Source organism: Actinomadura kijaniata (assembly GCF_014138665.1).
Taxonomy (GTDB): domain Bacteria; phylum Actinomycetota; class Actinomycetes; order Streptosporangiales; family Streptosporangiaceae; genus Spirillospora; species Spirillospora kijaniata.
In genome coordinates, this window is sequence record NZ_JACJIA010000002.1 from 507955 (window position 1) to 532285 (window position 24331).

Sequence of the window (24331 nt, forward strand, 5' to 3'; positions counted from 1 at the left end):
TCAGTCGCCCAGGACCAGTCCGTACTGGGCGACCTTGCCGCCCACGCCGAACGTGCTCGGGGCCCAGGAGGCGCCGGAGACCGCACCGGAGGTCGTGCGGAAACCGTACGACTTGCCCTTGGAGCCGAACAGCGCCCCCTCGGTGCCGTTCTCACCGGACGAGCCCACCACCAGGTCGGCGTACCCGTCCTTGGTGTGGTCCAGGAGGGTCACGCCGGAGCCGAACCGGTCGTTCTTCTCCGAGCCGCCCGGAACGCCCGACGTGCTCTGCGAGATCCACTCCGCGCCGTAGGAGCCCAGCCCCTTGGCCGATCCGAACAGCACGAACACGCCGCCCGCGGCGGGCCGGCCGCTGACCTTGTAGCCCGGAACGCCGATGGCGAGGTCGGCCCGGCCGTCCTTGGTGACGTCCCCGGCCGCCAGGTCCGCGCCGAAGCCGTTCCCGGCGGCGCTCGCGCCGGGCAGCTTCAGCTTCTCGATGCTGAGGACGGTCCTGGCGTCGGCGGTGATGCCCGCCGCCGAGCCCTTGTAGACGGTCACCTGGCCGCCGGTGTGGCCGCCGTCGCCGGACTGGCCGAGCGCGACGTCGGCGTACCGGTCGCCGTCGAAGTCGCCGACCACGGGACGGCCGGTCTCGGCGTTGACCGACGCCTTGGGAACCAGGGAGTGGGCGTCCTTCGGCTCCCAGACGATGATCACCTCGCGCTGGGCCGGATCGGTGGCGGACGGGTCCTTCCAGGTCAGCACGACGTTGGCGTGCTTCGACCCGGTGACGTGGCCGTTGGAGACCAGGATGGTCAGGGGCGCGGCGGCCGCGGCCCGCGCCTTGCCCCGGGGGCCGGGAACGGTCATGCGGTGCGGCGTGAACGGCCGGGTGCGCGAGGTCCGGGCACTGGTGCCCGGCTCGAACGACAGCCAGCCCCAGTAGCGCGCGGAGCCGTAGGCGAGGTCCGGGTGGCCGCCGCCGTTGAAGTCGCCCGCGGTCATGGAGAGCCCGGCGCGGTCGCCGGACTGCTGGCGGGAGTCGAACGCCCCGGTCCACGCGTTGGTGATCAGGCCGGACCTCGAACCCCAGAAGACGGTGAAGCCGCCGGTGTCGGTCAGGCTGCCGGAGTCCTCGTCGGGAGCGCTGACGGCGAGGTCGGCGTAGCCGTCGCGGTCGAAGTCGCCCGAGGCGACCGCGTGGCCGAAGTGGTCGCCGGTCTCGGCGGCCCCGGCGACGCCCCTGGTGTCCTGCGAGAGGATCTGCCGCTTGGACTTGTTCAGGCCCGAGGACGCGCCGTGGACGACCGTGACGAACCCGGCCTGCTTCTTGCTTCCGACGGTGCCGTTCGGGCTGCCGACCGCCAGGTCGCGGTAGCCGTCGCCGTTGAAGTCGTACGGCTTGGCCGGGGTGGCGGCGCCGGCGGCGGGGGCGAGGGCGGCGAGGCCGAGGCCGCTCAGGACCGCGGCCGTGGACAGCGCGACGGCGCGCGGGAACAGGCGCTTGTGCAAAGGGGGGTACCTCCAGGTAGGCGCGCGTTCCACGCGCGCGTCACCAGAGAGACGCGGGTGTCGGGGGAAGCGTTTACCGGGATATTGAAATTTTGTGCAATTGGACGGGGTCAGTGGCCGAGGAGGGTGCCGAGGCGGGGGGTTCGGTTGCGGAGGCCCAGGGTCGCCGGGGTCAGCGTCGTCGCCGTCTTCGGGGTCAGGCCGGTGGCGCCGCCCCGGACCAGCGTGACGCTGCCCTCGCCCTCGTCGGGGGCGCCGATCGTCAGGTCCGCGTGGCCGTCCCGGGTGTGGTCCAGCAGGGAGACCTGCCGGGCGAAGTGCTCGTAGGGCCGCGCCGTGCCGGGGACGCCGCCGGTGTTCTGGGTGAGGGATTGCGCGCCGTTCCCGGTCAGTCCGCGCGGGGAGCCGAACAGCAGGTAGGCGCGGCCGGCGTCGAACGTGCGGCCGATGTCCGCCTTGGGCGCGCCGACCGCCAGGTCCGCGCGGCCGTCGCCGTTGACGTCGCCGGCGGCCAGGGAGTCGCCGAACAGGTCCTCGTTGACGCCGGTGCCGGGAACGCCGGGAGTGTGCTGGTCCAGCGGGTAGGACCCGGCCAGGCCGAACCGGCCGCCCCGGTGGACGGTCACCCGGCCGCCCGCCGAGGGGTGGTCGTCGGTGTCGCCGACCGCGATGTCCGCGCGGCGGTCGCCGTCGAAGTCGCCGACCGCGAGGGCGTGGACCGTGGTGTGCACCGTCCGGCCCCGGGTGAAGCCGCCGGAGGACGTCCCGTGGAAGACCGAGAAGCCGCGCCGGTGGCCCACCTCGGGGTCATCGTCGTCGTACCAGGCGTAGACGACGTCGCCGCGCCCGTCGCCGTCGACGTCGCCGGAGGCCACCCAGGAACGGTCCACGTCGTCGGTGCCGCGGGAGCCGACGGCGGGGGCGCCCGACGCGCGGGTCCGGCCGAAGTACAGCCAGGTGTAGGTGCTGGTGCCGGGGATCGTCACGAACACCTCGGGCGATCCGTCGCCCTGGATGTCGCCGGTGGCCAGGGACTCGCCGAACCGGTGCCGGGCGCCGGGGGTCCCGGCCTCGGTGTGGGCGGTGGCGCGGGTCAGCCCGTCGCGGGAGCCCCACAGGATCGTGACGCCGCCCGCGTCGGCGTGGCGGCCGCCGTCCTCGCCGGGCACGCCGACGGCGAGGTCGGCGTAGCCGTCGCGGTCGAGGTCGGCGGAGGCCAGGGCGGAGCCGAAGCGGTCGCCGGGCTCGGCCGCGCCGGGCACCCAGCCGTCGGCCTGGCTGACGACCTTGCGGCGGCGGGTGTCCAGGCCGCCGCGGGAGCCGGGGACGACGGTGACGAAACCCGCGCCGCGCTTGCCGCCCGCGACGCCGCCGGGGCTGCCCACGACCAGGTCGCGGTGGCCGTCGCCGTCGAAGTCGTAGGGGGCGGCGACGCCGCGTGCGGCGGCGGGGACGGCGGTCCCCACCAACCCGCAGCCGACCACGGCACTGAGCGCCAGGGCGCCCGCGACCCGCGTGAGCACGGTCCACCTCCAGGTCCTTATGAACATCCAGTCCAATGAGCCAGGCGGAACGTTACCCTGCGCGAGTGGTCGCTCATGGACCGTGACGCGCGCCACAACGGCCTGTCTCTGGAGCAGGTAATGGCTGGTCAAAGGCTTGGCCGCGCCTCGCGCGGGACGGCCCGTCCCCCTGGCGCGGCCCCGAGGATGAGGCAGATCACGCCTGAGGCGCTGGTCACAGCGCCTCGCGGTGATCGACTAGGCGACTTGTCGGTTTGTCGACATTTCTAGACCGACAGCGGCAGCCGGACGGTGAACCGGCAGCCCGGTCCCGCGTTGGCGACCTCGACCGCGCCCCGGTGCGCCTCCACGATCCCCCGGGTGATCGCCAGGCCCAGCCCCGCGCCGCCGCCGGGCGTGCGGGCCGTCTCGCCCCGGAACGCCACGTCGAACACGCGCGGCAGGTCGGGCTCGGGGATGCCGCCGCAGGCGTCGGCCACGGTCACCCGCGCCTCGCCGTCGACGACCTCGCCGCTGACCTCGATCGCGCCGTCGCTGGGGGTGTGCCGGATCGCGTTGACGACGAGGTTGCGCAGGGCGCGGCCCAGCTCGTTCGCGTCCACCTCCAGCGGGGCGCCCGCGCGGACGCCGCCGCTCAGCCGGATCCCCTTGGCGCGGGCGAGCGGCTCGGTGCCCGCCACGGCCTCGGCGACCAGGTCGGCCAGCCCGACGCGGCGGCGCGACAGGCGCAGCGCGCCCGCGTGGATGCGCGACAGCTCGAACAGGTCGTCCACCATCTCCGCCAGGCGGTCGGTCTCGACGCGCATGCGCCCGTGGTAGCGGCGGACCGTGTCGGCGTCGGTCACCACCTCGTCCTCCAGCGCCTCGGCCATCGCGCGCAGGCCCGCCAGCGGGGTGCGCAGGTCGTGGCTGACCCAGGCGACCAGCTCGCGGCGGCTGGCCTCCAGGGCCTGCTCGCGCCGGTGGGCGGCCTCCAGGCGGGCGTGGGCGGCCTCCAGCTCGCGGGACAGCTCGGCCAGCTCGGCGGGCAGGTCCACGGCGGGCGGCCGGAACGGGTCGGCGCGCACCGCGTCCGACAGCGCCCGGTTCGCGGCGACCAGCCGGCGGCCCAGCAGCGCCGACACCACCAGCGCCACCAGGCCCGACGCGGTGACCACCGACAGCGTCACCGCCAGATCATGCTCGTTGACCAGCATCATCAGCGCGATCACGACGATGCCGGAGACCGTCGCCAGCACCGTCGCCACGCCGACCACCAGCGACTGCGTGGCCACCGACCGGCGGCGCAGCCGGTGCAGCAGCCCCAGCGCCAGCATCGCGACCGTGAACGCCGCCACCGCCGCGTACCAGGCGACCCACAGCAGCTCATCGAACGCGAGCATCACGCGTCCCCCGCAGGCTCGTAGCGGTAGCCGACGCCCCACACGGTGACGATGCGGCGCGGCGCGGCCGGGTCGTCCTCGATCTTCTCCCGCAGCCGCCGCACGTGCACGGTGACCGTGGAGGAGTCGCCGAACGACCACCCCCACACCCGGTCCAGCAGCTGGTCGCGGGTGAACGCCTGCTGCGGGTTGCGCAGCAGGAACGCCAGCAGGTCGAACTCGCGGGCGGTCAGCGTCAGGCGGCGTCCGGCGCGTTCGGCCTCGTGCGCGACGACGTCCACGACCAGGTCCCCGTCGCGCAGCGGCCCGCCGACGCCCGGCACGACCGCGCCGCGCGCCCGCCGCAGCACCGAGCGGACCCGCAACGCCAGCTCGCGCGGGCTGAACGGCTTGGTCACGTAGTCGTCGGCGCCGCTCTCCAGCCCGACGAGCCGGTCGTTCTCGTCGCCGAGCGCCGTCAGCATCACGATCGGCACGGCGGAGGTCGCGCGCAGCCTCCGGCAGACCTCCAGCCCGCTCATGCCGGGCAGCATCAGGTCGAGCACGACCAGGTCGGGCGGCCGGTCCGCCGCCCGCCGCAACGCCCGCGCGCCGTCGGCGACGCACTCGACCTCGTGCCCGTCCCGTTCCAGGTAGCGGGCGACGACCTCGGCCACGGTCGGGTCGTCGTCCACGACCAGGACCCGCCCGGCGCTCATGACACGTTCCTCACGAGCTCACGCTACGCGCCGGGACGCCCGGAACGGCAGGCACGTCACCACCTCGTAAGGAATCGCCGTTTCCATGGGTGAACGGCCGCCCCCTTCCTTTTCCCGCCGGGTTCGAGATCGGCGGCCGGACGGTCTTCGGCACCGCCCGCGCAGTGGGTGACACCCCGGGGACTCAGGGTCGGTGACCCCCGGAAGTCGGGGTCGGGTCGTCCTCCAGGGTGATGACGCCCCCGTCCGGCGCCGCATACGTTGGGGCACATGGGTCGGACAATCCTGACAATCATCGGTGTCATCCTCGCCATCTGGCTCGCCTTCACGGCGCTGGGATGGCTCTTCTCGATGCTGAAGTTCTTCTTCTTCATCGGGATCATCGCCGTCGTCGTCTACCTGGTGGTCACGGTGCTGGCCAAGAGCAAGAAGCGCGTCTGACGCCGGAGGGGCCCCGCCGCCGGGGCCCCTCCCGTCAACGCCGGCCGGCGGCGCGGGGCAGCAGGAACGCCGCCACCGGCACCCCGGCCAGGGTGACCAGGCCCGCCGCCAGGAACGCCGCGTGCAGCCCGGCCAGGCCGCCCCGCGCGCCGGCGAACGCGGCCAGCGCCGCCACGCCCACGGACCCGACGAACTGCGGCGTCTGCGCCAGGCTTCCGGCGACGCCCCGCTCGTCGTCGCGCAGGCCGGAGGTCAGCGCGGTGGTGAACGCCACCACCGCCAGCACGTGCCCGAACCCCAGCGCCGCCGAGGTCCCCAGCAGCAGCGGCAGGTTCCCGTGCGCCGGGAGCAGCGCCATCGCCGCCGTGCCCGCCGCCTGCGTGAGCAGGCCGACGACCAGCGCGAACGCCGCGCCGCGCGCGGTGACCAGGCGGCCCGCCACGCCCCCGGCGGCCAGCGCGGCGACGCCCTCGGCCAGCAGGCCGAAACCGGTCCGGAGCGGCGACCAGCCCAGCACCTCCTGGAGGTACAGGCTGAGCAGCAGCGTCGCGCCGCCGCACATCCCGAACGTCACCAGCCCGAGCAGCAGGCTCCACTTCACGGTGGGCCGGGCCAGCAGCGCAAGCGGGATCAGCGGCGCGGGGTGCCGGGCCTCGACCAGCAGGAACGCGCCCAGCGCCACCGCCGCGACCGCCGCCCAGCCCGCGTGCGCGCCGGTCGAGACCGCGTAGACCAGGGCGAACAGGCCGCCGCTGGCCAGCACCGCGCCGGGCACGTCCAGCCGGGTCGCGGTCCGGTCGCCGTCGCGCGGCAGCAGCGCCGCGCCCGCCAGCGCGGCGGCCCCGATGAGCACCAGCAGCAGCATGGTCCAGCGCCAGTCCAGGCCGGTGGTGACGACGCCGCCGCCGATCGTCCCGGTGACGAAGCCGAGGGACAGGACCGCGCCGTTCACGCCCAGCGCGCGGGTGCGGCGCGGGCCCTCGGGGAACACGGCGGTCAGCAGCGCGATGGCGGTCGCGCCGATCGCCGCCGCCGCGGCGCCCTGGGCGACCCGGGCGGCGACCAGCGCCGCCGGGGAGACGGCCAGCGCGGCCGCCAGCGACGCCACCGTGAACGCCGCCACCCCGCCGGTGAACAGCCGGCGCCGCCCCACCAGGTCCGACAGCCGCCCGCACAGCGGCAGCAGCGCCGCCGTCGGCAGCACGCACGCGGTCGCCACCCACTGCAGGGCGCCCGGCGAGGAGAAGCCCAGGTCGCGGCCGATGCTCGGCAGCGCGACGGTGACGATCGAGTAGTCCAGCCCCGTCATGAACGTCGCGCCGCACAACGTCAGGAGGACCAGCAGGTCACGTGCGCCGAGCCGGTCCGCCGGCGGCGCGTGGGGAGTCGTCGTGCTCATGGCCGACAGCCTGCGGCCGGCCGCCGGCCCCACCCAGCCCCCTGCCGTGGATGGATCCGCGGAGGCTACCCCTGACAGGTGCAGGCTCGGTCCCGGGCCGATGGGCCATCCTGGAGGGCATGGAGCGAAGCGCTGAACTGGGCGAGTTCCTGCGGACCCGGCGGGCCCGGCTGGCCCCGGCCGAGGTGGGGCTGGCCGACTTCGGCGGGCGCCGCCGCGTCCCGGGCCTGCGCCGCGAGGAGCTGGCGCAGCTCGCCGGGGTCAGCGCCGGGTACTACACGCGGCTGGAGCAGGGGCACAGCCCGAACGCCTCCGACGCCGTCCTCGACGCCATCGCCCGCGTGCTGCGGCTGGACCCCGACGAGCGCGCCCACCTGTACGCGCTGGCCCGCCCGGCGAGGCCCGCGGCGCGCCGCCGCCCCCGGCCGGAACGGCTGCGGCCCGCGCTGCGCGCCATGCTGACGGCCGTCGGCGACGTCCCCGCGCTGGTCGTCGGGCGGAGCGCCGACGTGCTCGCCTGGAACCGCATGGCCCACGCGCTGCTGGCCGCCCACCTGGACTTCGACGCCCCCGACCGGCCGGGGGACCGCCCCAACATCGCCCGCCTGGTGTTCCTGGACGCCCACACCCGCGAGCTGTACGCCGACTGGCGCGCCAAGGCGCGCGACACGGTCGCGGACCTGCGGCGCGCGGCGGCCCGGTACCCCGACGACCGGGAGCTGGCCGCGCTGGTCGGGGAGCTGACGATGAAGAGCCGGGACTTCGCGGCGCTGTGGTCGGCGCATCCGGTGCGGGCCTGCGCCCACTACGTGCGCGAGCTGCGCCACCCGACGGTCGGGCCGCTCACCCTGATCAACGAGACGCTGGAGCTGCCCGACGACGACCGGCAGCGGCTCGCGCTGTTCTACGCCGAACCCGGCACTCCGGATGAAACCGGTCTGCGGCTGCTCGCCGACCCCACCGGTGACCGGAACTGATCGCGCGTTCCCCTTGCCCGGGTGCGCCCGGCACCGCATGATGCCCAGACAACCAGGTGGCTTCGGCGAAAGGGGCCGTCCGTGCCGGGCTTGTCCGACATCCTGCGCGAGAGAGCACGCCAGCATCCCGACCGCGTCGCCTTCCACGCGGGCGACGTCTCCGTCACCTACCGCGAGTTCGACGAACGCGTGGACCGCGCCGCGGCGGCGCTCGCGGCGGCCGGCATCGGCCGCGGCGACCGGGTCGCGGTACTCGACAAGAACTCCCTGGAGTACGCCGAGCTGCTGTTCGGCGCGCCCCGGATCGGGGCCGTCCAGGTCCCCATCAACTACCGGCTGGCCCCCGACGAGGTGGCCTACATCGTCAACAACGCCCGGGCCAGGGTGCTGGTGGCGGGGCCGGAGTTCGTCCCGGTCCTCGACGCGATCGCCGACAAGCTGGAGCACACCGAGCTGATCACGGTCGTCGGCGGCGAGGGCCACTCCTACCGCGAGCACCGGGCGTGGGTGGACGGGCACGAGCCCGCGCCGCCCGCGCACGAGGAGGACCCGGACGACGTCTACGTCCAGCTCTACTCGTCGGGCACCACGGGCCTGCCCAAGGGCGTGATGCTCACCCACGCCAACTGGCTGTCGGTGCTGCCGCTCACCCACCAGGTGTGGGACATCGACGACTCGACCGTGCTGATGGTCGCGATGCCGATGTACCACGTGGCGGGCAGCGGCATCACCACGTGCGTGGTCTACGACGGGATCACCGGCGTGATCGTGCGCGAGCCGGACCCGGTGGGCATCGCCAAGGAGATCGAGCGGCACGGCGTCACGCACATCTTCCTGGTCCCGGTCCTGCTCCAGTTCATGCAGCTCATCCCCGAGGTCGTCGCGACCGACCTGTCGAGCCTGCGGCTGGTCCTGTACGGCGCGTCCCCGATCAGCGAGGACGTGCTGCGCGGCGCGATGCGGATGCTGCCGGACACGCGGTTCATGCAGCTGTACGGGCTGACGGAGACCACCGGCGCGATCACGTACCTGCCGCCGGAGGACCACGACCCCGACGGCCCGCACCCGCACCGGCTGCGCGCGGCGGGCATCCCCAACCCCGAGTGCGAGCTGAGGATCGTCGATCCGGCCACGCTGGAGGAGGTCCCCACTGGGCGGGTCGGCGAGATCCTGTGCCGCACCCCGCAGAACATGAAGGGCTACTGGGGGCTCCCGGAGGCCACCGAGGCGGCGCTGCTGCCCGACGGGTTCTTCCGCACCGGCGACGCGGGCTACCTGGACGAGGACGGCTACCTCTACATCCACGACCGCGTCAAGGACATGATCATCTCCGGTGGGGAGAACATCTACCCCGCCGAGGTGGAGAACGTCCTGATGGGCCACCCCAAGGTCGCCGACTGCGCGGTGATCGGCGTGCCCGACGAGAAGTGGGGCGAGACGCCGAAGGCGGTCGTCGTCCTCACCGAGGAGGTCCCGGAGCGGGAGCTGATCGACTACTGCCGCGACCGGCTGGCCCACTTCAAGTGCCCGACCTCGGTGGAGATCCGCACCGAGATCCCCCGCAACCCGTCGGGCAAGATCCTCAAGCGTGAGCTCCGCGCGCCCTACTGGCAGGGCCAGGACCGCTCGGTCCACTGAGCCGCCGCGCCCCCTCCGCCGCACACCGGCGGAGGGAGGGCGCGCGGGTCAGCCGAAGCGGACGACCGCCGAGACCGGGCGGTGGTCGGAGGCGTGCTCGGCCCTGGTGGGAACGGTGCAGGAGATGCTGACCGGCTTCGCCGTGAACAGGTAGTCGGTCTTCTCGATCGCGTTGCCCGCGCCGTCCTGGGCGGTCCTGCCCCCGCCGCGCTTCTCCGGGCCCTGGTCGCACTCGGCGTAGGAGTGGTACAGCGGGTCCAGCGCCCTGCCCCGGGGACCCTCGACGAAGTCGCCCGCCAGGATCGTGCGGGCTCCGGCGGCCAGCTCGGCGAGCCTCGCGGTCTGCTTGCGGCGCCACTCGCCGGCCGGGTCGTCGGCCGAGCTGAGCTGGGCGGTGCACAGCCGCGCCTGCCAGGCGTCCACGGTGCCGCACAGCGCGACGCGGCCGTGGGCGGGGGGCGACGGCAGATCGGTGCGGCGGACGTCGCCCACCGTCCCGCGGACGCCGAGCGCGACGCCGAAGCGGCCCTGCCCGTTGGCGCAGGCACGCGGCCTGCCGTTCTGGGTGTGGGCGGCGAACGCCCAGCTCCATCCCTTCAGCGCCGCCGTCTTCTCCAGGGCGGTCACGTGCCCGGAGCACACCTCCTGGAGCAGCAGGGCGTCGGTCCGGACCTTGCGTCCGCCGACGACGGTGCCCTGGGCCTGGGCGGTCAGCCGGCGGACGAGGTCGGCGGGGCGGGGGCCGAGGGGGCAGCCGGGACCGGCGTCGCCGCAGACGTTCCAGGTCACCGTCGCGATCGAGACGGGGGAGGTCTCGCGGGACTGGTCGGCATGGGCGGGGCCGAGCGACGGGAGCCCGTCGATGGCGGAGCCGGCACCGGCGGTGGCGACCACGGCGGCGGCACCGGCCACGGCGAGCAGGGGGATCAGAGCGCGGGGGGCTCGCACACGTTCTCCAGAGATGAGAATGCGGGGATTTCAGGGGAGATCTCACCACAACCAAGATCCCTGCCGCCACCCGAACGCGACCGTGCGATCACGTTCGGGTGGTCGCGTTCGGGCGGCGGCGGGACCTCACCGGGGAGGGTTCAGCGGGCGGGCAGTTCCGAGGGTGTCCCCGGAACGTCCGAGAACGTCCCGGTCCGGCGGATCACCTGCCACCGTAGCCGCACCCCCAGCATGGCCGTCACCAACGACTGGATCACCACCAGGTACAGCAGCTGCCGGTACACGATCTGCTGGAGCGGCAGCGTCCACAGCGGCCCGATCCTCTCGCCGTCCAGCCACAGCGCGTATCCGCCCGCGGCCACCTGGACGGTGGTGAACGCCAGCCACATCAGCGCCGGGGCCGTCGGGTCCATGAACGCGACGCCGTACAGCGCGAACAGGTCCACCGCCGGCGCCAGCAGCGGCAGGATCACCTGGAACACCGTCAGGTAGGTCAGGCTGCGCCGCCCGTACCGCCCGGCCCGGCCGCGTTCCAGCACCGCGTCCCGGTGCTTCCACATCGCCTGGACGGTCCCGTAGCACCAGCGGTACCGCTGCCGCCACAGCTGCCGCAGCGACGCCGGGGCCTCGGTCCAGGCCAGCGCGTTCTCCTCGTACACCACGCGCCATCCGGCCCGGCCGAGCGCCATGGTCAGGTCGGTGTCCTCGGCGAGCGTGTCGTCCTGGACGCCGCCCACCGACACCAGCGCGCGCCGCCGGAACGCGCCGATCGCGCCGGGGATCGTCGGCATGCACCGGAACACGTCGAACATGCGGCGGTCCAGGTTGAAGCCGATCACGTACTCGATGTGCTGCCAGCGCCCCAGCACCCCGCGCCGGTTGGCGACCTTGGCGTTGCCGCTGACCGCGCCGACCTCGGGGTCCCGCAGCGGGAACACGAGGTTCCGCAGGGTGTCGCGCTGGAAGACGGTGTCGCCGTCCACCAGCACGAGGATCTCGGCGCGCGCCGCCGCGATCCCGGCGTTCAGCGCGCTGGGCTTGCCGCCGTTCGGCTTGCGGACCAGCCGCACCCCGGGCAGCGCCAGCGACTCGACGATCTCGGCGGTGCGGTCCGACGACCCGTCGTCCACCACGACCACCTCGACGGGCCCCGGATAGTCGTTGTCCAGCAGGGAGCGGACGGTCGCCGCGATCCCCGCCTCCTCGTTGTAGGCCGGGACGACGACCGACACCGGCGGCATCGTCGCGGGGAACACCCGCCGGTGCCGCCGCACCCGCCGCATGTGCACGTGGGCGCACACCAGCAGCACGACCAGCCGCAGCACGCACAGCACCCCGACGGCCACGAACGCGACCTGGAGCCAGCGGGTGAGCCAGCCGCCGGTGCGCTGCGCCGCGACGAGCGTCTTGCCGATCATCCGGTCGGTGAGCGACGCCGAGGCCTCGGCCCGGGGCAGCCGCAGCGCCTCGGTGACGGTCGTGAACCGGTACCCCTGCGGGGACAGCCGCCGCAGCACCTGCTCGACGGCGGCGACGGTCGGGGCCCGGTCGCCGCCGGAGTCGTGCAGCATCACGATCGCGCCCTCGCCGCGCCGTTCCGCCGCCAGCGACCGCTCGACGATCTTCTGCGCGCCGGGCCGGGCCCAGTCCTCGGTGTCCCGGTCGGTGAGCACGACCACGTACCCGGCGGTCCCGGCCTGGCGGGCGGCGCGCCACTCGGGGTCGGTGAGGCCGTCGGGCCGGGACGAGTACGGCATCCGCAGCAGCCGGGTGTGCACCCCGGCCGTCCCGGCCAGCGCCCGCTGGGTGAGGTCGAGTTCGAGGCGGTTGCGCCAGGCGGGCGCGGTCGCCATGTCGATGTGCGTGTAGGTGTGCGACCCGATCTCGTGTCCCTCCCGCAGGATCCGGCGGGTCAGCTCGGGGTGCTGGGCGATGTGCGTGCCGGTGGCGAAGAACGTGGCGCGCGCGTTGTGCCGCCGCAGCAGGTCCAGCAGCCTCGGCGTCCACTTCGGGTCGGGCCCGTCGTCGAACGTCAGCGCGATCGTCCGCGCGGGCATCCGAAGGCTGCGCGGACGGTCGCCGTCCAGGCTGACGACCGGGCCGCCGGAGGTGACCTCGGCGGGCGCGGGGGGCCGGGGCGGGGGGTCGGTGCGCGGGGCCTCGCCGACCACGCCGCGCGCGAACCCGTCCAGCAGCAGCATCGCGGCCAGCGCGAACGCGCCGAGCAGCAGCAGGAGCCAGTGGCTCCGGGGTTCGGCGCGCTTCACCACCACTTGTTCTTTCCGTTGCCATTCCCGTTCCCGTTGCCCCGGCCCGGACGGGTGGGCGTGGGCAGCGGCTCCCCGGGCACCGTGGGAACGGCCGAGGTCGGCACGGACGTCGGCCGCTGGGACGGGCGACCGGACGGCCGCGCCGACGACCGGGGCGCGGGGGCGGAGGGCCGCGTCGACGGCGGCGCGGCGGGGGACGGCCCGGAGCCGTCGCCCCGGGGCGCGGGCGGCGCGCCCGGAAGCCGCGGGTCACCGGTCGGGACGCTGCCCGGGTGGTGCTTGAGCAGGGGCGGGTTCCTCCGCTTGCCGCCGTCGGCCTCGTTCTGCTGGGAGGACCACGGCGTGAACGGCACGTCGGCCCCGGTCGCCACGCTCACCCCCATCGCGACCAGGAACAGCGCCAGCAGCCCCCCGCAGGCCACGCCGGCCTGGCGGACGAGGCGGCGGCGGCGGCCGGAGGAGTCCACGAAGACGGGGGCGGCGTCGTCCGGATCGGAGGGGCGGCGGCCCGGGACGGGAGGGGTCAGGGTGACCCGGACCGGCGTCTCCTGGAGGAGGGTGCGCCCGTCCGGCGCGGGCGCTTCCGGTTCCGGCCCGGGGGCGATCGTGTCGTTCATGTCGTTCCAGCGGGAGGGGTGCGGCGGGTGGTCACGACACTCAGCGCCGGAGGGGCCGTGAGTGTCACAGTTGATGATCGAAGTGGCCGATCGTGGCGGAAGGGCCCGGGCAGGGCACGCGGGACTGCACAATGTGGGGGTGAAGGATGCGGTCCCGGTCAGGGATGCGGCCGGGGAGGAGGAACTGACCCGCGCCGTCGCGGCGGCCCGTGACGGCGACGAGGCGGCGTTCCGGCTGCTCTACCGGGACACCCAGCCTCGGCTGCTGCGCTATGTCCGGGCGCTGGTCGGCGAGGACGCCGAGGACGTGACGTCGGAGGCGTGGCTCCAGATCTCGCGGGACCTGCCCCGGTTCCGGGGGGACCTGGACAAGTTCCGCGGCTGGGCGGCGACCGTCGCCCGCAACCGGGCCCTGGACCTGCTGCGCCGCCAGGCGCGCCGCCCGGTCGCCGACCTTCCGGCGGAGGCGCTGGCCGCGCTGGCCGCCGACGGCGACACCGCCTCCCTCGCGCTGGACGGCATGGCCACCGAGGCGGCCCTGACGTTGATCGCCGAACTCCCCCGCGACCAGGCCGAGGCGGTGCTGCTGCGGGTGGTGGTGGGGCTCGACGCCAAGACGGCCGGAAAGGTGCTGGGCAAGCGTCCCGGAGCGGTGCGGACCTCCGCCTACCGGGGACTGCGGCGGCTCGCCTCCCGGCTGTCGGGTGACGAATCGGCGGTCTCCGGCGCTGAAGGGACGAGATGAACGAGCGCGAGGGACTCCCCGACTTCGGGGACCACGCCGGGATGACCCGGCTGCTGGCCGCCGCGACCGCTCCCGCCCGCCCCGAGGAGCTGGCCGGCGAGGAGGCCGCCGTGGCGGCGTTCCGTGACGCCCGGGCCGCCGCCCCGGGCCGGCGGGGCCGGACACGGCTGCTGACCGTCAAGGCCGCCGTCGTGGCGGCCGCACTGCTGGCGGGCGGCGGAGTCGCCTGGGCCGCCAGCACCGGAAACCTTCCCGGGCAGAGCCCGTCCCGGCCCCCGGCGACGCCGACGCACCGGCCCGCGCCCGGGAGCGGGAGCATGGTCCCGGTCGATCCGAACTCCCCGGGCCCGCGCACCGTGCCCGGCGGCCCGACGTCCTCGGGCACGCCGGCGCCCTCGGGTTCCCCGACGCCGTCCGCCCCGGACGGCAGGGGTCGCGGGCAGGAGGGCAAGCCGCCGTCGAACGGCCAGGGGGGCCAGGGCGGGGGCAACAGGGACCGGAACAAGAGCAAGCCGAACAGGCCCGGCCAGGGCGGCCAGAACGACCAAGGCGGCCAGGACGGTCAGAACGGCCAGGGCGGTCAGGGCGGTCAGGGCGGCCAGAGTGGTCAGGGCGGCAGGGACGCCGGGAAAGAGGACGACCCCGGCCACCACGACCCGCGGCACCCCCCGAAGCTCCCCCACCGCGACCGGGAGAGCCCCCGCCGCTAGGGGACCGGCCCCGGACGCGAGGAGACCGCGGGACGGGTCCCGCGGTCTCCCCTCTCCCTAGCCGAGCAGCTCGGTCACCGTTCCGGCGCCGACGGTCCGGCCGCCCTCGCGGATCGCGAACCCGAGGCCCTCGGTCATGGCGACCGGCTTGCCCAGCTCGACCGTCATCTCGACGGTGTCGCCCGGCAACGCCATCGCGCCGTCGTCGCCCAGGTCCACCGTGCCCGGCACGTCGGTGGTGCGGAAGTGGAACTGCGGCCGGTAGCCGTGGAGGAACGGCCCGGTCCGGCCGCCCTCCTCGGCGGTCAGCACCCGCACCCGCGCCCGGAACCGGGTGTGCGGCTCGATCGTGCCGGGGGCGGCGACGACCTGGCCGCGCCGCACCTGGTCCCGCTTGACCCCGCGCAGCAGCAGGGCCGCGTTGTCCCCGGCCTCGGCCCGGTCCATGGTCTGCCCGAACGTCTCCAGCCCGGTCGCCACCGACGTCGCCGTCTCGCCGAGCCCGACGACCTCGACGGGCTCGCCGACGCGGATCGCGCCCTGCGCGACCACGCCGGTCACGACGGTGCCGCGCCCGGTGATGGTGAGCACGTTCTCCACCGGCATCAGGAACGGCGCGTCCAGCAGCCGGGACGGGATCGGCACGTAGCCGTCGATCGCGTCGAGCAGGTCGACGATCCGGGCGGTCCAGTACGGGTCGCCCTCCAGCGCCCTCAACCCCGACACCCGCACGACGGGGACCTCGTCGCCGGGGAACCCGTACTCGGCGAGCAGGTCGCGGACCTCCAGCTCGACCAGGTCGAGCAGCTCGGGGTCGTCGACCGCGTCGGCCTTGTTGAGCGCCACCACGACGTGCCGGACGCCGACCTGGCGGGCCAGCACGACGTGCTCGCGGGTCTGCGGCATGGCGCCGTCGGTCGCCGCGACCACCAGCACGGCGCCGTCGATCTGCGCCGCCCCGGTGATCATGTTCTTGACGTAGTCGGCGTGGCCGGGCATGTCCACGTGCGCGTAGTGCCTGGTGGCGGTCTCGTAGTGGACGTGCGCGATGTTGATGGTGATGCCGCGCTCGCGCTCCTCGGGGGCCCGGTCGATGCGCTCGAACGGCACGGCGGACGCCATCCCGCGCTCGGCGAGCACCTTGGTGATCGCGGCGGTGAGGGTGGTCTTGCCGTGGTCGACGTGGCCCATCGTGCCGATGTTGAGGTGTGGCTTGCCCCGCTCGTAGAGCTGCTTGGCCATGGTGATCTCGTCCTCACTGGATTCCGAGGGAAAGGGCGAGAACCGCCGCGCGCGGGCGTGGGCCCGTGTCACGGTCCTGCGGATTCCACCCCCCTCCGCTGGTTCTCCGGAAGGGGACGGAGAGGGGTCAGCGTCGCGCGCCGTCGAGGGCGTCCGCTGCCGCGTCCAGGAAGGAGGCAGCCGACACCGCGCTCAGCAGAGTGACCTCTGCGAGCAGGCGGGTGTCGGCTGCGAAGAACATGGGACGAGCGTACGGAGCGCCCACCCCGCCCGTCGAACGATTTATCGCCCCGAAAGGCGGCGATCTACACTCGGTGTAATGGAGAGCACTCGGCAGGGGACGAAGGCGCACGGGCATCGGGTCACCAGCGAGGTCGGGCGGCTGCGAACGGTGCTGCTGCACCGGCCGGGCGCGGAGCTCAAGCGGCTCACCCCGCGCAACAACGACAAGCTCCTGTTCGACGGCATCCCGTGGGTGGGCCGCGCGCAGGAGGAGCACGACGCGTTCGCGCAGGCGCTGCGGGACCGCGACGTCGAGGTGCTGTACGTGACCGAGCTCCTCCAGCAGGTGCTGGAGTACGAGGGGGCGCGGGCGCGGGCCATCGCCGACACGATCGACGACAACCGCTGGGGCGACCAGCTGCGGCGGGTGGTGCGCGGCTACCTGGAGGACCTGGACCCCGAGGACCTGGCGCAGGTGCTGGTGGCGGGGCTGGCGCACGAGGAGCTGAAGACCGCGCACGGTCTGGTGTACCGGTTGATGGACCGGCTGGACTTCATCATCGACCCGCTGCCGAACCTGCTGTTCATGCGCGACAACAGCGCCTGGATCGGGGACCGGGTCGCGGTGACGAGCCTGGCGATGCCCGCGCGCCGCCGCGAGTCGACGCTGACCGGGCTGATCTACGCCTGGCACCCCCGGTTCGCGGGCGTCGAGCCGGTGTACGACCCGTCGCTGGAGCACGTGGAGGGCGGCGACGTCCTGCTGCTGTGCCCCGGCGTGATCGCGGTCGGCACCGGGGAGCGGACCACCCCGGCGGGCGTGGAGCGGCTGGCCCGCCAGGTGTTCGACGCGGGCCTGGCGCACACGGTGCTGGCCGTTCCGATCATGCAGGAGCGCGCGACGATGCACCTGGACACCGTCTGCACGATGGTGGACGTCGACACGGTCGTGATGTACCCGCCGATCGCGCACTCGCTGACCGCCCACACCGTCACCGCGGCCAACGGCGACCTGCGGGTGGAGGGGCCGCGCCCGTTCCTGGAGGCCGCCGCCGAGGCGATGGGGCTGGACCGGCTCAAGGTGATCGACACCGGGCTGGACCCGGTGACCGCCGAGCGCGAGCAGTGGGACGACGGCAACAACACCCTGGCCGTCGGGCCGCGCCTCGCCGTCGCCTACGAGCGCAACATCGAGACGAACGCGCATCTGGAGGCGGCCGGGATCGAGGTCATCCGGATCGGCGGCAGCGAGCTGGGCAGCGGACGCGGCGGGCCGCGCTGCATGTCCTGCCCGATCCTGCGCGACGAGCCCCGATGAGACGACGTGACCCCGGGGGCCGGGCGGCCTCCGGGGTCACGGACGTTGGATGGCTCGGGCGGTGTCGACGGGGGCACGACAGCGCCCGAGCTTGAAGAGGACCATACAAGGTGCGGGCATGGTCCGCTAGCCGGGGTATGCCCGAGTTTGCGGTATCCCATGCCGGGGACCGTGGCGCAGATCCTCGTCGGGGTGGCCCGCCTCGTCCGGAAGCTCCACGAGGCCGGGGATCGCGGCGTGGACCGAGCCCGCGGGGACGGCCCCGTTGCGGCCCGCTCCCGTCCGGACGGTCCGCGGCGCGCGCAGCACGGCCCAGACGGTGGTGACGCCGCCCTCCTCGTGCCGGACCCCCCAGTTCTCCGACAGCGCCTCGACGATGCCGAGACCGCGTCCCCCCAGGGAGGACAGCGTTCCCGGGCCCCGGCGCGGCTGGGTGGTCGCGCCGCCGTCGCTGACGGAGAGCTCCAGTTCGTCCCCCTGACGGCTCCAGGCGAGCCGGACCTGCCCCCCGGGCAGCGGGCGCGCGTGCCGCAGGGCGTTGCTGAGCAGCTCGCTGACGATGACGTTGACGTCGTCGACGACCGACTCGCTCACGCCCACGGCCGCCAGTTCCGAACCGAGGCGCCGCCGAGCGGCCGCGACACTGGTCGGCGCGTGTGGCAGCAGTACGACGCTCGACGCCCTCACCTCCCCGTGGATCCGCTGGATCCGTCTTCCCGGATGCACCCCGCCGCCCGTATTCCGGTAAGACCGAAATGCCCAGTACGGCTTGGACTGAAACCGGACGGCATGTCCACGCCACCGGCCCCTCGACGCGACCGCTCTGTCGCCCACCGTGCGACCACCTCTCCCGTCACGGCGATCACCCCCCGCACGGCGCCAGGCCGGGACCCCCTCGCGAACGAAAGTCAACAAAGGATCTATCCAGCCACGGACTGATTACTCCTCACGCGCACGTTTCGTCCGTCACACCCTCGGGACACCACTCTTTTCCACGGAGACACGAGTGGTCTTCCCCCATGATCACGGCGAGGGGCCGATTCCGGTGACCGCATCCGGCCGCCCGATCCGGCCGCCGCCTTATGGCACCGCCCCAAACCCCGGAACGCCGCAGGTCAAAACCGGGTCACGCCGGGTCGGCCCGCTTCAGCACCAGGCGCATGCAGGTGCCCGGCCCCGGCTCCGGGCTTTCGGCGGCGTCGCCGGGCGGTCGCCAGCCGAGCGGCCCGGCGCCGATCCGCTGGTGCTCCGGAACGCCCGAGTACGGCCGCCCGCCCATGACCGGGGCCTGCGGCCGTTCGCCGGGGACCCGCCGGGGGGCCGGCGGCGCGGACCGGCGCGCGGCCGGATGCGCGGAGATCGTCCCGCCCTGCGCCTCGGTCAGCCGCCGGACGATGTACAGGCCGAGGCCGATGCCGCCGAACCGCCGCCGGTCCCCGGCCTCGCCCTGCACGAACCGCTCGAAGATCCGCTCATGGTCGCCGGGCGCGATCCCGATCCCCTCGTCCTCGACGGTGACGAGCAGGTCGTCGCCCTCCGCCCAGGCCCGCACCCGGACCGTCCCGCCGTCCGGGGAGTACTTGAAGGCGTTCTCCAGCAGCTGCCCCAGCACGATGTCGGTGGCCATCGCGTCGCCGCGCGCCTCCGGCAGGTCCGGCGCGACGTCCAGCTCGACCCGGTGCAGCGGCGACAGCGACTCGAAGCCCGCCACGACGCCCGCCAGCACCCGCGCCAGGTCGAACGCCTCGATCGTCACCGGCAGCTCGTCGGCGCCGGCCCGCGACCCCAGCAGCAGGTGCTCGACCAGGCGACCCAGGGAGCGGGCGCGCTCGGCGATGGTGGCGACGGCGGAGCGGCGCGCGTCGTCGGCGAGCTCGTCCCAGCGGTTGACCAGGGTGGCGGCGAACCCCTGCACGACCGTGATCGGGGTGCGCAGCTCGTGGCTGGTGGTGGCCAGGAACAGGTCCTTGGCCTCCTCCAGGGCCTTGGCCTCCGACACGTCGCGGAAGTCGACCACCAGCTCGCCGGTCTCGGGGATCTCGGCGGTCAGCACGTTCAGCCAGCGGCCGGACGGCAGCGGGAACGTCGACTCCCGGCCCGGCTCGGGGGTCGGGAACGGCGGCTCGCGCCCGATCGCCTCCGCCGACGGGATCCCGGTGAGGGTGTGCGCGGCGGGGTTCCACTGGCGGACGGTCCCGTCGGGGCCGAGCACCGCGATGCCGTCGGCGGAGGCGTCGATGACGGCGCGTTCGTGGGCGCGCTGCCGGACGACCTCGGCGTAGGCGACGGCGTTGCCGACCGCGACCCCGGCGTGCCCGGCGAGCAGTTCCAGCAGCTCCAGCTCGGTGTGGCCGACCTTGCGCCCGCAGAACAGGGCGTACAGGGCGCCGTAGGGCTCGTTCTGCACGTAGCTCAGGCTCAGCGCGATGGTGTGCAGCCCCGGCAGCTCCGACCAGATCAGGTCGCCGAGCCGCTGCTCGCCGCTGGCCAGCTTGACGCTGCGGCCCGAGCGCAGCAGCTCCCCGACCAGGCTGTCGCGCAGGTCGGCGGTGCTGCCGCGCAGGTGGGCGGGCAGGCCGTGCATGCTGACCAGCCGCAGCCGCCGGCCGTCCTCGATCCGCACGAAGCCGCCCGCGTCCGCGCCGGTCAGCTCGATCAGCGCGGTGGTGATGCGGTCCAGCACCTCGGCCAGGTCCAGCTCGGTGCCGAGGTCGGCGACGACGTGGTTGAGGCGGCGGACCAGGCGGGCGCGCTCGGCCATGTGGTGCGCGGCGACCTCGTCCTCCTCGACCGGGTGGTACACCCCGACCCAGCCGAGCTGCTCGCCGGTGGCGTCCCGCAGCAGGCTGGTGTCGATCCGCACGTCGATCAGCCGCCCGTCGCGGTGGAACCGGCGGGTGGCGATGGAGATCTGGCCGCCGCCGTCGCCCCGCGTGAGCAGGCGCTCCTGCACGGCGTTGTGCTCGGCCTTCAGCTCGTCGGGGACGATCGGCGGGACGCGGCCCAGCATCTCCCCGGCGGTCCAGCCGAACATCCGCTCGGCCGCCGGGTTCCACACCGTGACGCGGTAGCGGTTGTCGACGGCCACGATCGCGTCGGCCGCGCTGTCGAGGACGGCGCGGGCGATCGAGTCGTGGGCGAGGTCGTGCACGACTGCCATCGTGCCACCGGATGGTGGGGCGGCGCCGGGCAACGGCCACCGAAAGGTTCTTGCGACCTTCCGGTCACCTCCGGAGGAACGCCACTTCACGGGTGACGGCCGCCGCCGGGCCCGGTCAGGACGACCGGCGCGCCAGCCGGCCGGCCAGCAGCGCCGCGAGCCCGGCCACCAGGAACGACAGCAGCGACGCGCTCATCCACGACTGCGGGGTGAACCCGACCGTGCCCTGGAGGTCCTTCCAGAACGCGGCCCACCAGCCCACCGCGCCGGGGTAGATCATCTGGTAGGTGACGAACCCGGCCAGCCAGGCGACGATCATGCTCCAGCGGGACGGCGCGTCGCGGTCGGTGTTCCAGCCGCGCCGCCCGCCGCCGAGGAAGAAGTCGGCGGCCAGCACTCCCAGCATGGGAACGAACACCGAACCGATCAGTGACAGGAAACTGGCGTAGTCGCCGATGTCCAGCAGCAGCGCCAGCCCGGTGATCAGCACGCCGAGGGTGACGGTCAGCACCCGCCGGTCGGCCCTGGGCACGAGGTTCTGGATGGAGACGGCGGTGGAGTAGACGTTGGCGAACGACTGGTCGGCCTCCCGCAGCACGAACACCGCGAAGAACACCACGCCCAGTGCCACGTGCAGGAACGGGTCGAACACCTTGCCCGAGTCGCCCGCGACCAGCGCCAGCGCCAGCAGCCCCAGGATGTAGGCGAAGATCTGCGTGACGGAGTAGCCGATCGCCGCCGCGCCGAACGCGCCCCGGGCGCTGCGCGCGTGCCGCGTGTAGTCGGCCGCGACCGGCACCCACGAGATCGAGACGGCCAGCGCCGCGTCCGCGCCGATCCAGAACCCGCCCCACGAGCCTTGCGTCAGGTCGGGCAGCGGCTCCCGGAGCAGCTGCACGTAGAAGTAGACCAGCGCGACGAGCACGGCGGCGGTGACGTACCGCCGCAGCAGCCGCACCGACCCCAGCGGCCAGATCGTCAGCGCGGTGGTGAGCACCCCGGCCGCGATCACGTACACCTCGCGGGGCAGCCCGTCGTACAGGGCCCGCGCCGCGTCGGCGATGACGATCAGCTCGAACGTCCCCCAGCCGATGAGCTGGGCGATGTTGAGCACGGTCGGGACGTAGGACAGCCGCGCGCCGAACAGCCCGCGCAGCAGCACCATCGCGGGCTTGCCGGTGATCGCGCCGGGCGCGGCGGCCAGGCCGAGCATGAGCCCGCCGACGGCCGTTCCGACGATCATCGCGACGATCCCGGCGACGATCGACATCGTCGGCCGGCCGTTCTCGTCCGGGGCGAGCAGCGTGTACGCCCCGGAGAAGGCGAACAGGCTCACCCCGAGGTTGGCCCAGAACGCCCCCTGGTCCCAGAACCCGAGCACCCTGGGCGCGGGTTCGTCGAGGGTGAGGGGGGCCTCGGCGGGCTGAGGGCGTTCTTCGACGGCGGACGTCACGGGGTCACACTCCCTACGCCGGCATTACCCGGACAGGTTCAGGCGGTCGGTGACGCCTCCGGTCACCCTCTCAGCCCGGCTGACCCGAGCTCCCGCGTTGTTTCGGTCGGTCGGAAATCGTACCCTCACCGCCGAGCCACCCGATACCCCTGGTGAACCCGCCTATGCTCCGGAAATGAGGGCACGAGCACTGATCTTGGCGGTGGGCGCGGGAGTGCTGCCGCTCACCGGCTGCGGCGACGGCGACCCCGCCCGCGCAGGGGCGCGGCCCCGGTCCGGTGGCCTGTACCGGCCGCACGAACGACGGGCAGGCCGTGGCGCCCAGCGGCCGGATCGACTCGATTTCCCCGGACGACCGGGCCGACTTCGTGCGCGGGGACTTCACGGTCACGGTCGGCGGACGGCAGGTCCTGAAGGGGAACCGCCTCGGCCCCGGCTGCCGACCGGCCGGGATCCGCCGGTCAGGCGACGTACGGCGGGCCGTCCTGGGTGGGGCCCGCCTCCATGGGGCGGCCGTTCTCGGCCCAGCGCTTCATGCCGCCGTCCACGTTCCGGGCGACCCAGCCCGCCTGGTTGAGCGCGACCGTGACCTGCGCCGACCGCATCCCGGACCGGCAGATCACGAAGATCTCGCGGTCGCGCGGGATCTCGGCGGCGCGGTCGCTCAGCTCCCCCATCGGGATGTGCACGGCCTCGGGCGCGTGGCCCGCCTCCCACTCGTCGTCCTCACGGACGTCCAGCAGGTACGCGTCCTGCGGAACCTCGGCCGCGTCCACCGCCGGTACGTCGTCCCCGAAAAACATCACACCTCCATGGAACCGTGTGGAGCGCCCCTGCGTCGAATTCCGCATGCGGTATCGGACGCTCCTTTTCGCCACGTCCAGTCTGGCCATGATCCTGCCACTGGCGGGATGCGGCTCCCAGCAGGCCACGAACAACCGACCCGCTGACAAGCCCCCCGCCACCTCGGTCGTCCCCACGCCACCGGCGGGGGACTCCCTCACCGTCGAGGTCAAGGCGTCGCCCGAGGCGCCCGCGAAGACCTGGAAGCTGACCTGCGATCCGCCGGGCGGCGACCATCCGAAGGCCAGGGAGGCGTGCGCGGCGCTCGCCAAGGCCAAGGACCCCTTCGCGCCTCCGCCCAAGGACCGGATCTGCACGAAGATCTACGGCGGCCCTGAGGTCGCCACGGTCAGGGGCACCTGGCAGGGCAGGCCGGTCGACGCCAAGTTCACCCGCACCGACGGTTGCGAGTTGCACCGTTGGAGCAGCGTGGGTCCGCTGTTCGGCGACGTCCCCAAGGTCCGCTGAGCCCGCGTTCCGACCGGCCCGCCGTCCCCGACCCCACAGGTCCGCCGACGCGGACGAGCCCTCCCCGTTCCGGCTCGACCGCGGGAAAAAGGCCCCGGCCGCCCGGCCGGGGCCGTTCCCTTGTCCGGGGACGTGCGAGACCATCGATCGAGTCGATCTTCCGTCAAGGCTTCGCGACGAAGAAACCCACAGGCTTGTGGAAAGCTGTGGACAGTCCTGTGGACAACTTCGCGACCCTCGGGAACTTCGCGACATTCACCCTGGCTATCCGGTCACCAGAGGACAAAAACCCTAGGGATTACCGTCTCCGGCTCCACGCATCCTGTGGATAACTTCCGTGTAACAAGGCGCCCAAAGTCCTCCCATCCACGGCCGTCCCCGCTAGACGGCGTTTCCGGTCACTCGCCGCGAGCGGGAACGGGCGGCCCGGCCCGGGGCCGGGAGACGCCCGCGCGTCCGGTGTGTCCCAGGTCACGGGGAACCCATACCCCCTAGGGGTTGCAATCCCGGCCCTGATGAGTACTATCGAGGTCATGAGATACCCCCTAGGGGTACTTGAGAGGGAGGTTCGGGATGAGCGTTGACACCACCTACACCGTCGCCGGAATGACCTGCGGCCACTGCGTCGGCTCCGTCAGGCAGGAGGTCGGCCAGATCGCCGGGGTGACCGCCGTGGACGTGGACCTGGCGACCGGCAAGGTGACCGTGACCAGCGACGGCCCGCTCGACGACGCCCGGGTGCGGGACGCCGTCGAGGAGGCCGGCTACGAGGTGAAGGTGTGA

The 24331-nt window shown here is 73.9% G+C and carries 21 protein-coding genes and 1 riboswitch; of the genes, 8 read left to right on the forward strand and 13 right to left on the reverse strand.

Going from position 1 to position 24331, the window contains the following annotated elements; all coding sequences use genetic code 11:
• The 4 genes from HNR61_RS09610 to HNR61_RS09625 all read right to left on the reverse strand — a co-directional run bounded on the left by HNR61_RS09610 (position 1) and on the right by HNR61_RS09625 (position 5097).
• A complete protein-coding gene (locus tag HNR61_RS09610) occupies positions 1-1494 on the reverse strand; it encodes an FG-GAP-like repeat-containing protein (RefSeq protein WP_182842763.1) in 1494 nt (497 codons plus the stop codon).
• Between the two features lie 110 nt (positions 1495-1604).
• Entirely contained in the window at positions 1605-3017 is a 1413-nt protein-coding gene (locus tag HNR61_RS09615) for an FG-GAP-like repeat-containing protein (RefSeq protein ID WP_182842764.1), read from the reverse strand.
• 266 nt (positions 3018-3283) lie between these two features.
• A complete protein-coding gene (locus HNR61_RS09620; RefSeq protein WP_182842765.1) occupies positions 3284-4399 on the reverse strand; it encodes a sensor histidine kinase in 1116 nt (371 codons plus the stop codon).
• Positions 4399-5097, reverse strand: coding sequence for a response regulator (locus HNR61_RS09625; protein WP_067812552.1), 699 nt, complete (start codon positions 5095-5097; stop codon positions 4399-4401). Before HNR61_RS09625 ends, HNR61_RS09620 begins: the two co-directional genes overlap by 1 nt.
• A 270-nt stretch (positions 5098-5367) precedes the next feature.
• Here HNR61_RS09625 and HNR61_RS09630 point away from each other — a divergent pair, with 270 nt between their 5' ends.
• The gene (locus HNR61_RS09630; protein ID WP_169813905.1) at positions 5368-5538 is read left to right on the forward strand and encodes a hypothetical protein; all 171 of its coding nucleotides are present in this window, start codon (positions 5368-5370) and stop codon (positions 5536-5538) included.
• 34 nt (positions 5539-5572) lie between these two features.
• On the opposite strand, the gene HNR61_RS09635 is transcribed toward HNR61_RS09630, so the two are convergent.
• Complete coding sequence (locus HNR61_RS09635) at positions 5573-6937, reverse strand: MFS transporter (RefSeq protein ID WP_182842766.1); 1365 nt, start codon at positions 6935-6937, stop codon at positions 5573-5575.
• A gap of 119 nt (positions 6938-7056) precedes the next feature.
• Here HNR61_RS09635 and HNR61_RS09640 point away from each other — a divergent pair, with 119 nt between their 5' ends.
• A complete protein-coding gene (locus HNR61_RS09640) occupies positions 7057-7914 on the forward strand; it encodes a helix-turn-helix domain-containing protein (RefSeq protein ID WP_182842767.1) in 858 nt (285 codons plus the stop codon).
• A gap of 81 nt (positions 7915-7995) precedes the next feature.
• Entirely contained in the window at positions 7996-9552 is a 1557-nt protein-coding gene (locus tag HNR61_RS09645; protein ID WP_182842768.1) for a long-chain-fatty-acid--CoA ligase, read from the forward strand.
• Between the two features lie 48 nt (positions 9553-9600).
• Here the strand turns inward: HNR61_RS09645 and HNR61_RS09650 are convergent, their stop codons facing one another.
• The 3 genes from HNR61_RS09650 to HNR61_RS09660 form a co-directional block, all read right to left on the reverse strand.
• Positions 9601-10500 carry an endonuclease/exonuclease/phosphatase family protein gene (locus tag HNR61_RS09650; protein ID WP_182842769.1) on the reverse strand — a complete coding sequence of 300 codons (900 nt, stop codon included), beginning with the start codon at positions 10498-10500 and terminating at the stop codon, positions 9601-9603.
• 140 nt (positions 10501-10640) lie between these two features.
• Positions 10641-12773, reverse strand: a complete 2133-nt coding sequence (locus tag HNR61_RS09655) for a bifunctional polysaccharide deacetylase/glycosyltransferase family 2 protein (protein ID WP_312897825.1) — start codon at positions 12771-12773, stop codon at positions 10641-10643.
• On the reverse strand, positions 12764-13387 hold the full coding sequence (locus tag HNR61_RS09660) for a hypothetical protein (protein WP_182842770.1): 624 nt from the start codon (positions 13385-13387) through the stop codon (positions 12764-12766). The genes HNR61_RS09655 and HNR61_RS09660 overlap by 10 nt, the downstream gene beginning before the upstream one ends.
• 139 nt (positions 13388-13526) lie before the next feature.
• On the opposite strand from HNR61_RS09660, the gene HNR61_RS09665 reads away from it, so the two are divergent.
• Both HNR61_RS09665 and HNR61_RS09670 read left to right on the forward strand, forming a co-directional pair.
• The gene (locus HNR61_RS09665; protein WP_312897826.1) at positions 13527-14132 is read left to right on the forward strand and encodes an RNA polymerase sigma factor; all 606 of its coding nucleotides are present in this window, start codon (positions 13527-13529) and stop codon (positions 14130-14132) included.
• Positions 14129-14842, forward strand: a complete 714-nt coding sequence (locus HNR61_RS09670) for a hypothetical protein (RefSeq protein ID WP_182842772.1) — start codon at positions 14129-14131, stop codon at positions 14840-14842. Before HNR61_RS09665 ends, HNR61_RS09670 begins: the two co-directional genes overlap by 4 nt.
• 57 nt (positions 14843-14899) lie before the next feature.
• Here the strand turns inward: HNR61_RS09670 and tuf are convergent, their stop codons facing one another.
• Positions 14900-16084 carry an elongation factor Tu gene (tuf, locus tag HNR61_RS09675; protein WP_182842773.1) on the reverse strand — a complete coding sequence of 395 codons (1185 nt, stop codon included), beginning with the start codon at positions 16082-16084 and terminating at the stop codon, positions 14900-14902.
• A 319-nt stretch (positions 16085-16403) separates the two neighbouring features.
• Here tuf and HNR61_RS09680 point away from each other — a divergent pair, with 319 nt between their 5' ends.
• Positions 16404-17624, forward strand: a complete 1221-nt coding sequence (locus HNR61_RS09680) for an arginine deiminase (RefSeq protein ID WP_182842774.1) — start codon at positions 16404-16406, stop codon at positions 17622-17624.
• A 126-nt stretch (positions 17625-17750) separates the two neighbouring features.
• On the opposite strand, the gene HNR61_RS09685 is transcribed toward HNR61_RS09680, so the two are convergent.
• The 4 genes from HNR61_RS09685 to HNR61_RS09700 form a co-directional block, all read right to left on the reverse strand.
• Positions 17751-18350 carry an ATP-binding protein gene (locus HNR61_RS09685; protein ID WP_312897827.1) on the reverse strand — a complete coding sequence of 200 codons (600 nt, stop codon included), beginning with the start codon at positions 18348-18350 and terminating at the stop codon, positions 17751-17753.
• 400 nt (positions 18351-18750) lie between these two features.
• Positions 18751-20784 carry a sensor histidine kinase gene (locus tag HNR61_RS09690; RefSeq protein ID WP_182842775.1) on the reverse strand — a complete coding sequence of 678 codons (2034 nt, stop codon included), beginning with the start codon at positions 20782-20784 and terminating at the stop codon, positions 18751-18753.
• Positions 20785-20899: 115 nt separating this feature from the next.
• Positions 20900-22237, reverse strand: a complete 1338-nt coding sequence (locus HNR61_RS09695; protein WP_182842776.1) for a purine-cytosine permease family protein — start codon at positions 22235-22237, stop codon at positions 20900-20902.
• Positions 22232-22343: riboswitch (TPP riboswitch) on the reverse strand. (Overlaps the previous gene by 6 nt.)
• A 355-nt stretch (positions 22344-22698) precedes the next feature.
• Entirely contained in the window at positions 22699-23040 is a 342-nt protein-coding gene (locus HNR61_RS09700; protein ID WP_182842777.1) for a rhodanese-like domain-containing protein, read from the reverse strand.
• Positions 23041-23128: 88 nt separating this feature from the next.
• Here HNR61_RS09700 and HNR61_RS09705 point away from each other — a divergent pair, with 88 nt between their 5' ends.
• Both HNR61_RS09705 and HNR61_RS09710 read left to right on the forward strand, forming a co-directional pair.
• Complete coding sequence (locus tag HNR61_RS09705) at positions 23129-23548, forward strand: SSI family serine proteinase inhibitor (RefSeq protein WP_246442393.1); 420 nt, start codon at positions 23129-23131, stop codon at positions 23546-23548.
• A 573-nt stretch (positions 23549-24121) separates the two neighbouring features.
• Positions 24122-24331 carry a heavy-metal-associated domain-containing protein gene (locus HNR61_RS09710; RefSeq protein WP_182842779.1) on the forward strand — a complete coding sequence of 70 codons (210 nt, stop codon included), beginning with the start codon at positions 24122-24124 and terminating at the stop codon, positions 24329-24331.

Excerpts from the sequence above, each read along its gene's own strand:
- HNR61_RS09620 (WP_182842765.1), bottom strand. The coding sequence starts at position 4,399 with ATGCTCGCGTTCGATGAGCTGCTGTGGGTCGCCTGGTACGCGGCGGTG.
- HNR61_RS09625 (WP_067812552.1), bottom strand. The coding sequence starts at position 5,097 with ATGAGCGCCGGGCGGGTCCTGGTCGTGGACGACGACCCGACCGTGGCC.
- HNR61_RS09630 (WP_169813905.1), top strand. The coding sequence starts at position 5,368 with ATGGGTCGGACAATCCTGACAATCATCGGTGTCATCCTCGCCATCTGG.
- HNR61_RS09635 (WP_182842766.1), bottom strand. The coding sequence starts at position 6,937 with ATGAGCACGACGACTCCCCACGCGCCGCCGGCGGACCGGCTCGGCGCA.
- HNR61_RS09640 (WP_182842767.1), top strand. The coding sequence starts at position 7,057 with ATGGAGCGAAGCGCTGAACTGGGCGAGTTCCTGCGGACCCGGCGGGCC.
- HNR61_RS09660 (WP_182842770.1), bottom strand. The coding sequence starts at position 13,387 with ATGAACGACACGATCGCCCCCGGGCCGGAACCGGAAGCGCCCGCGCCG.
- HNR61_RS09670 (WP_182842772.1), top strand. The coding sequence starts at position 14,129 with ATGAACGAGCGCGAGGGACTCCCCGACTTCGGGGACCACGCCGGGATG.
- tuf (WP_182842773.1), bottom strand. The coding sequence starts at position 16,084 with ATGGCCAAGCAGCTCTACGAGCGGGGCAAGCCACACCTCAACATCGGC.
- HNR61_RS09680 (WP_182842774.1), top strand. The coding sequence starts at position 16,404 with ATGGAGAGCACTCGGCAGGGGACGAAGGCGCACGGGCATCGGGTCACC.
- HNR61_RS09690 (WP_182842775.1), bottom strand. The coding sequence starts at position 20,784 with ATGGCAGTCGTGCACGACCTCGCCCACGACTCGATCGCCCGCGCCGTC.
- HNR61_RS09700 (WP_182842777.1), bottom strand. The coding sequence starts at position 23,040 with ATGTTTTTCGGGGACGACGTACCGGCGGTGGACGCGGCCGAGGTTCCG.
- HNR61_RS09705 (WP_246442393.1), top strand. The coding sequence starts at position 23,129 with ATGATCCTGCCACTGGCGGGATGCGGCTCCCAGCAGGCCACGAACAAC.
- HNR61_RS09710 (WP_182842779.1), top strand. The coding sequence starts at position 24,122 with ATGAGCGTTGACACCACCTACACCGTCGCCGGAATGACCTGCGGCCAC.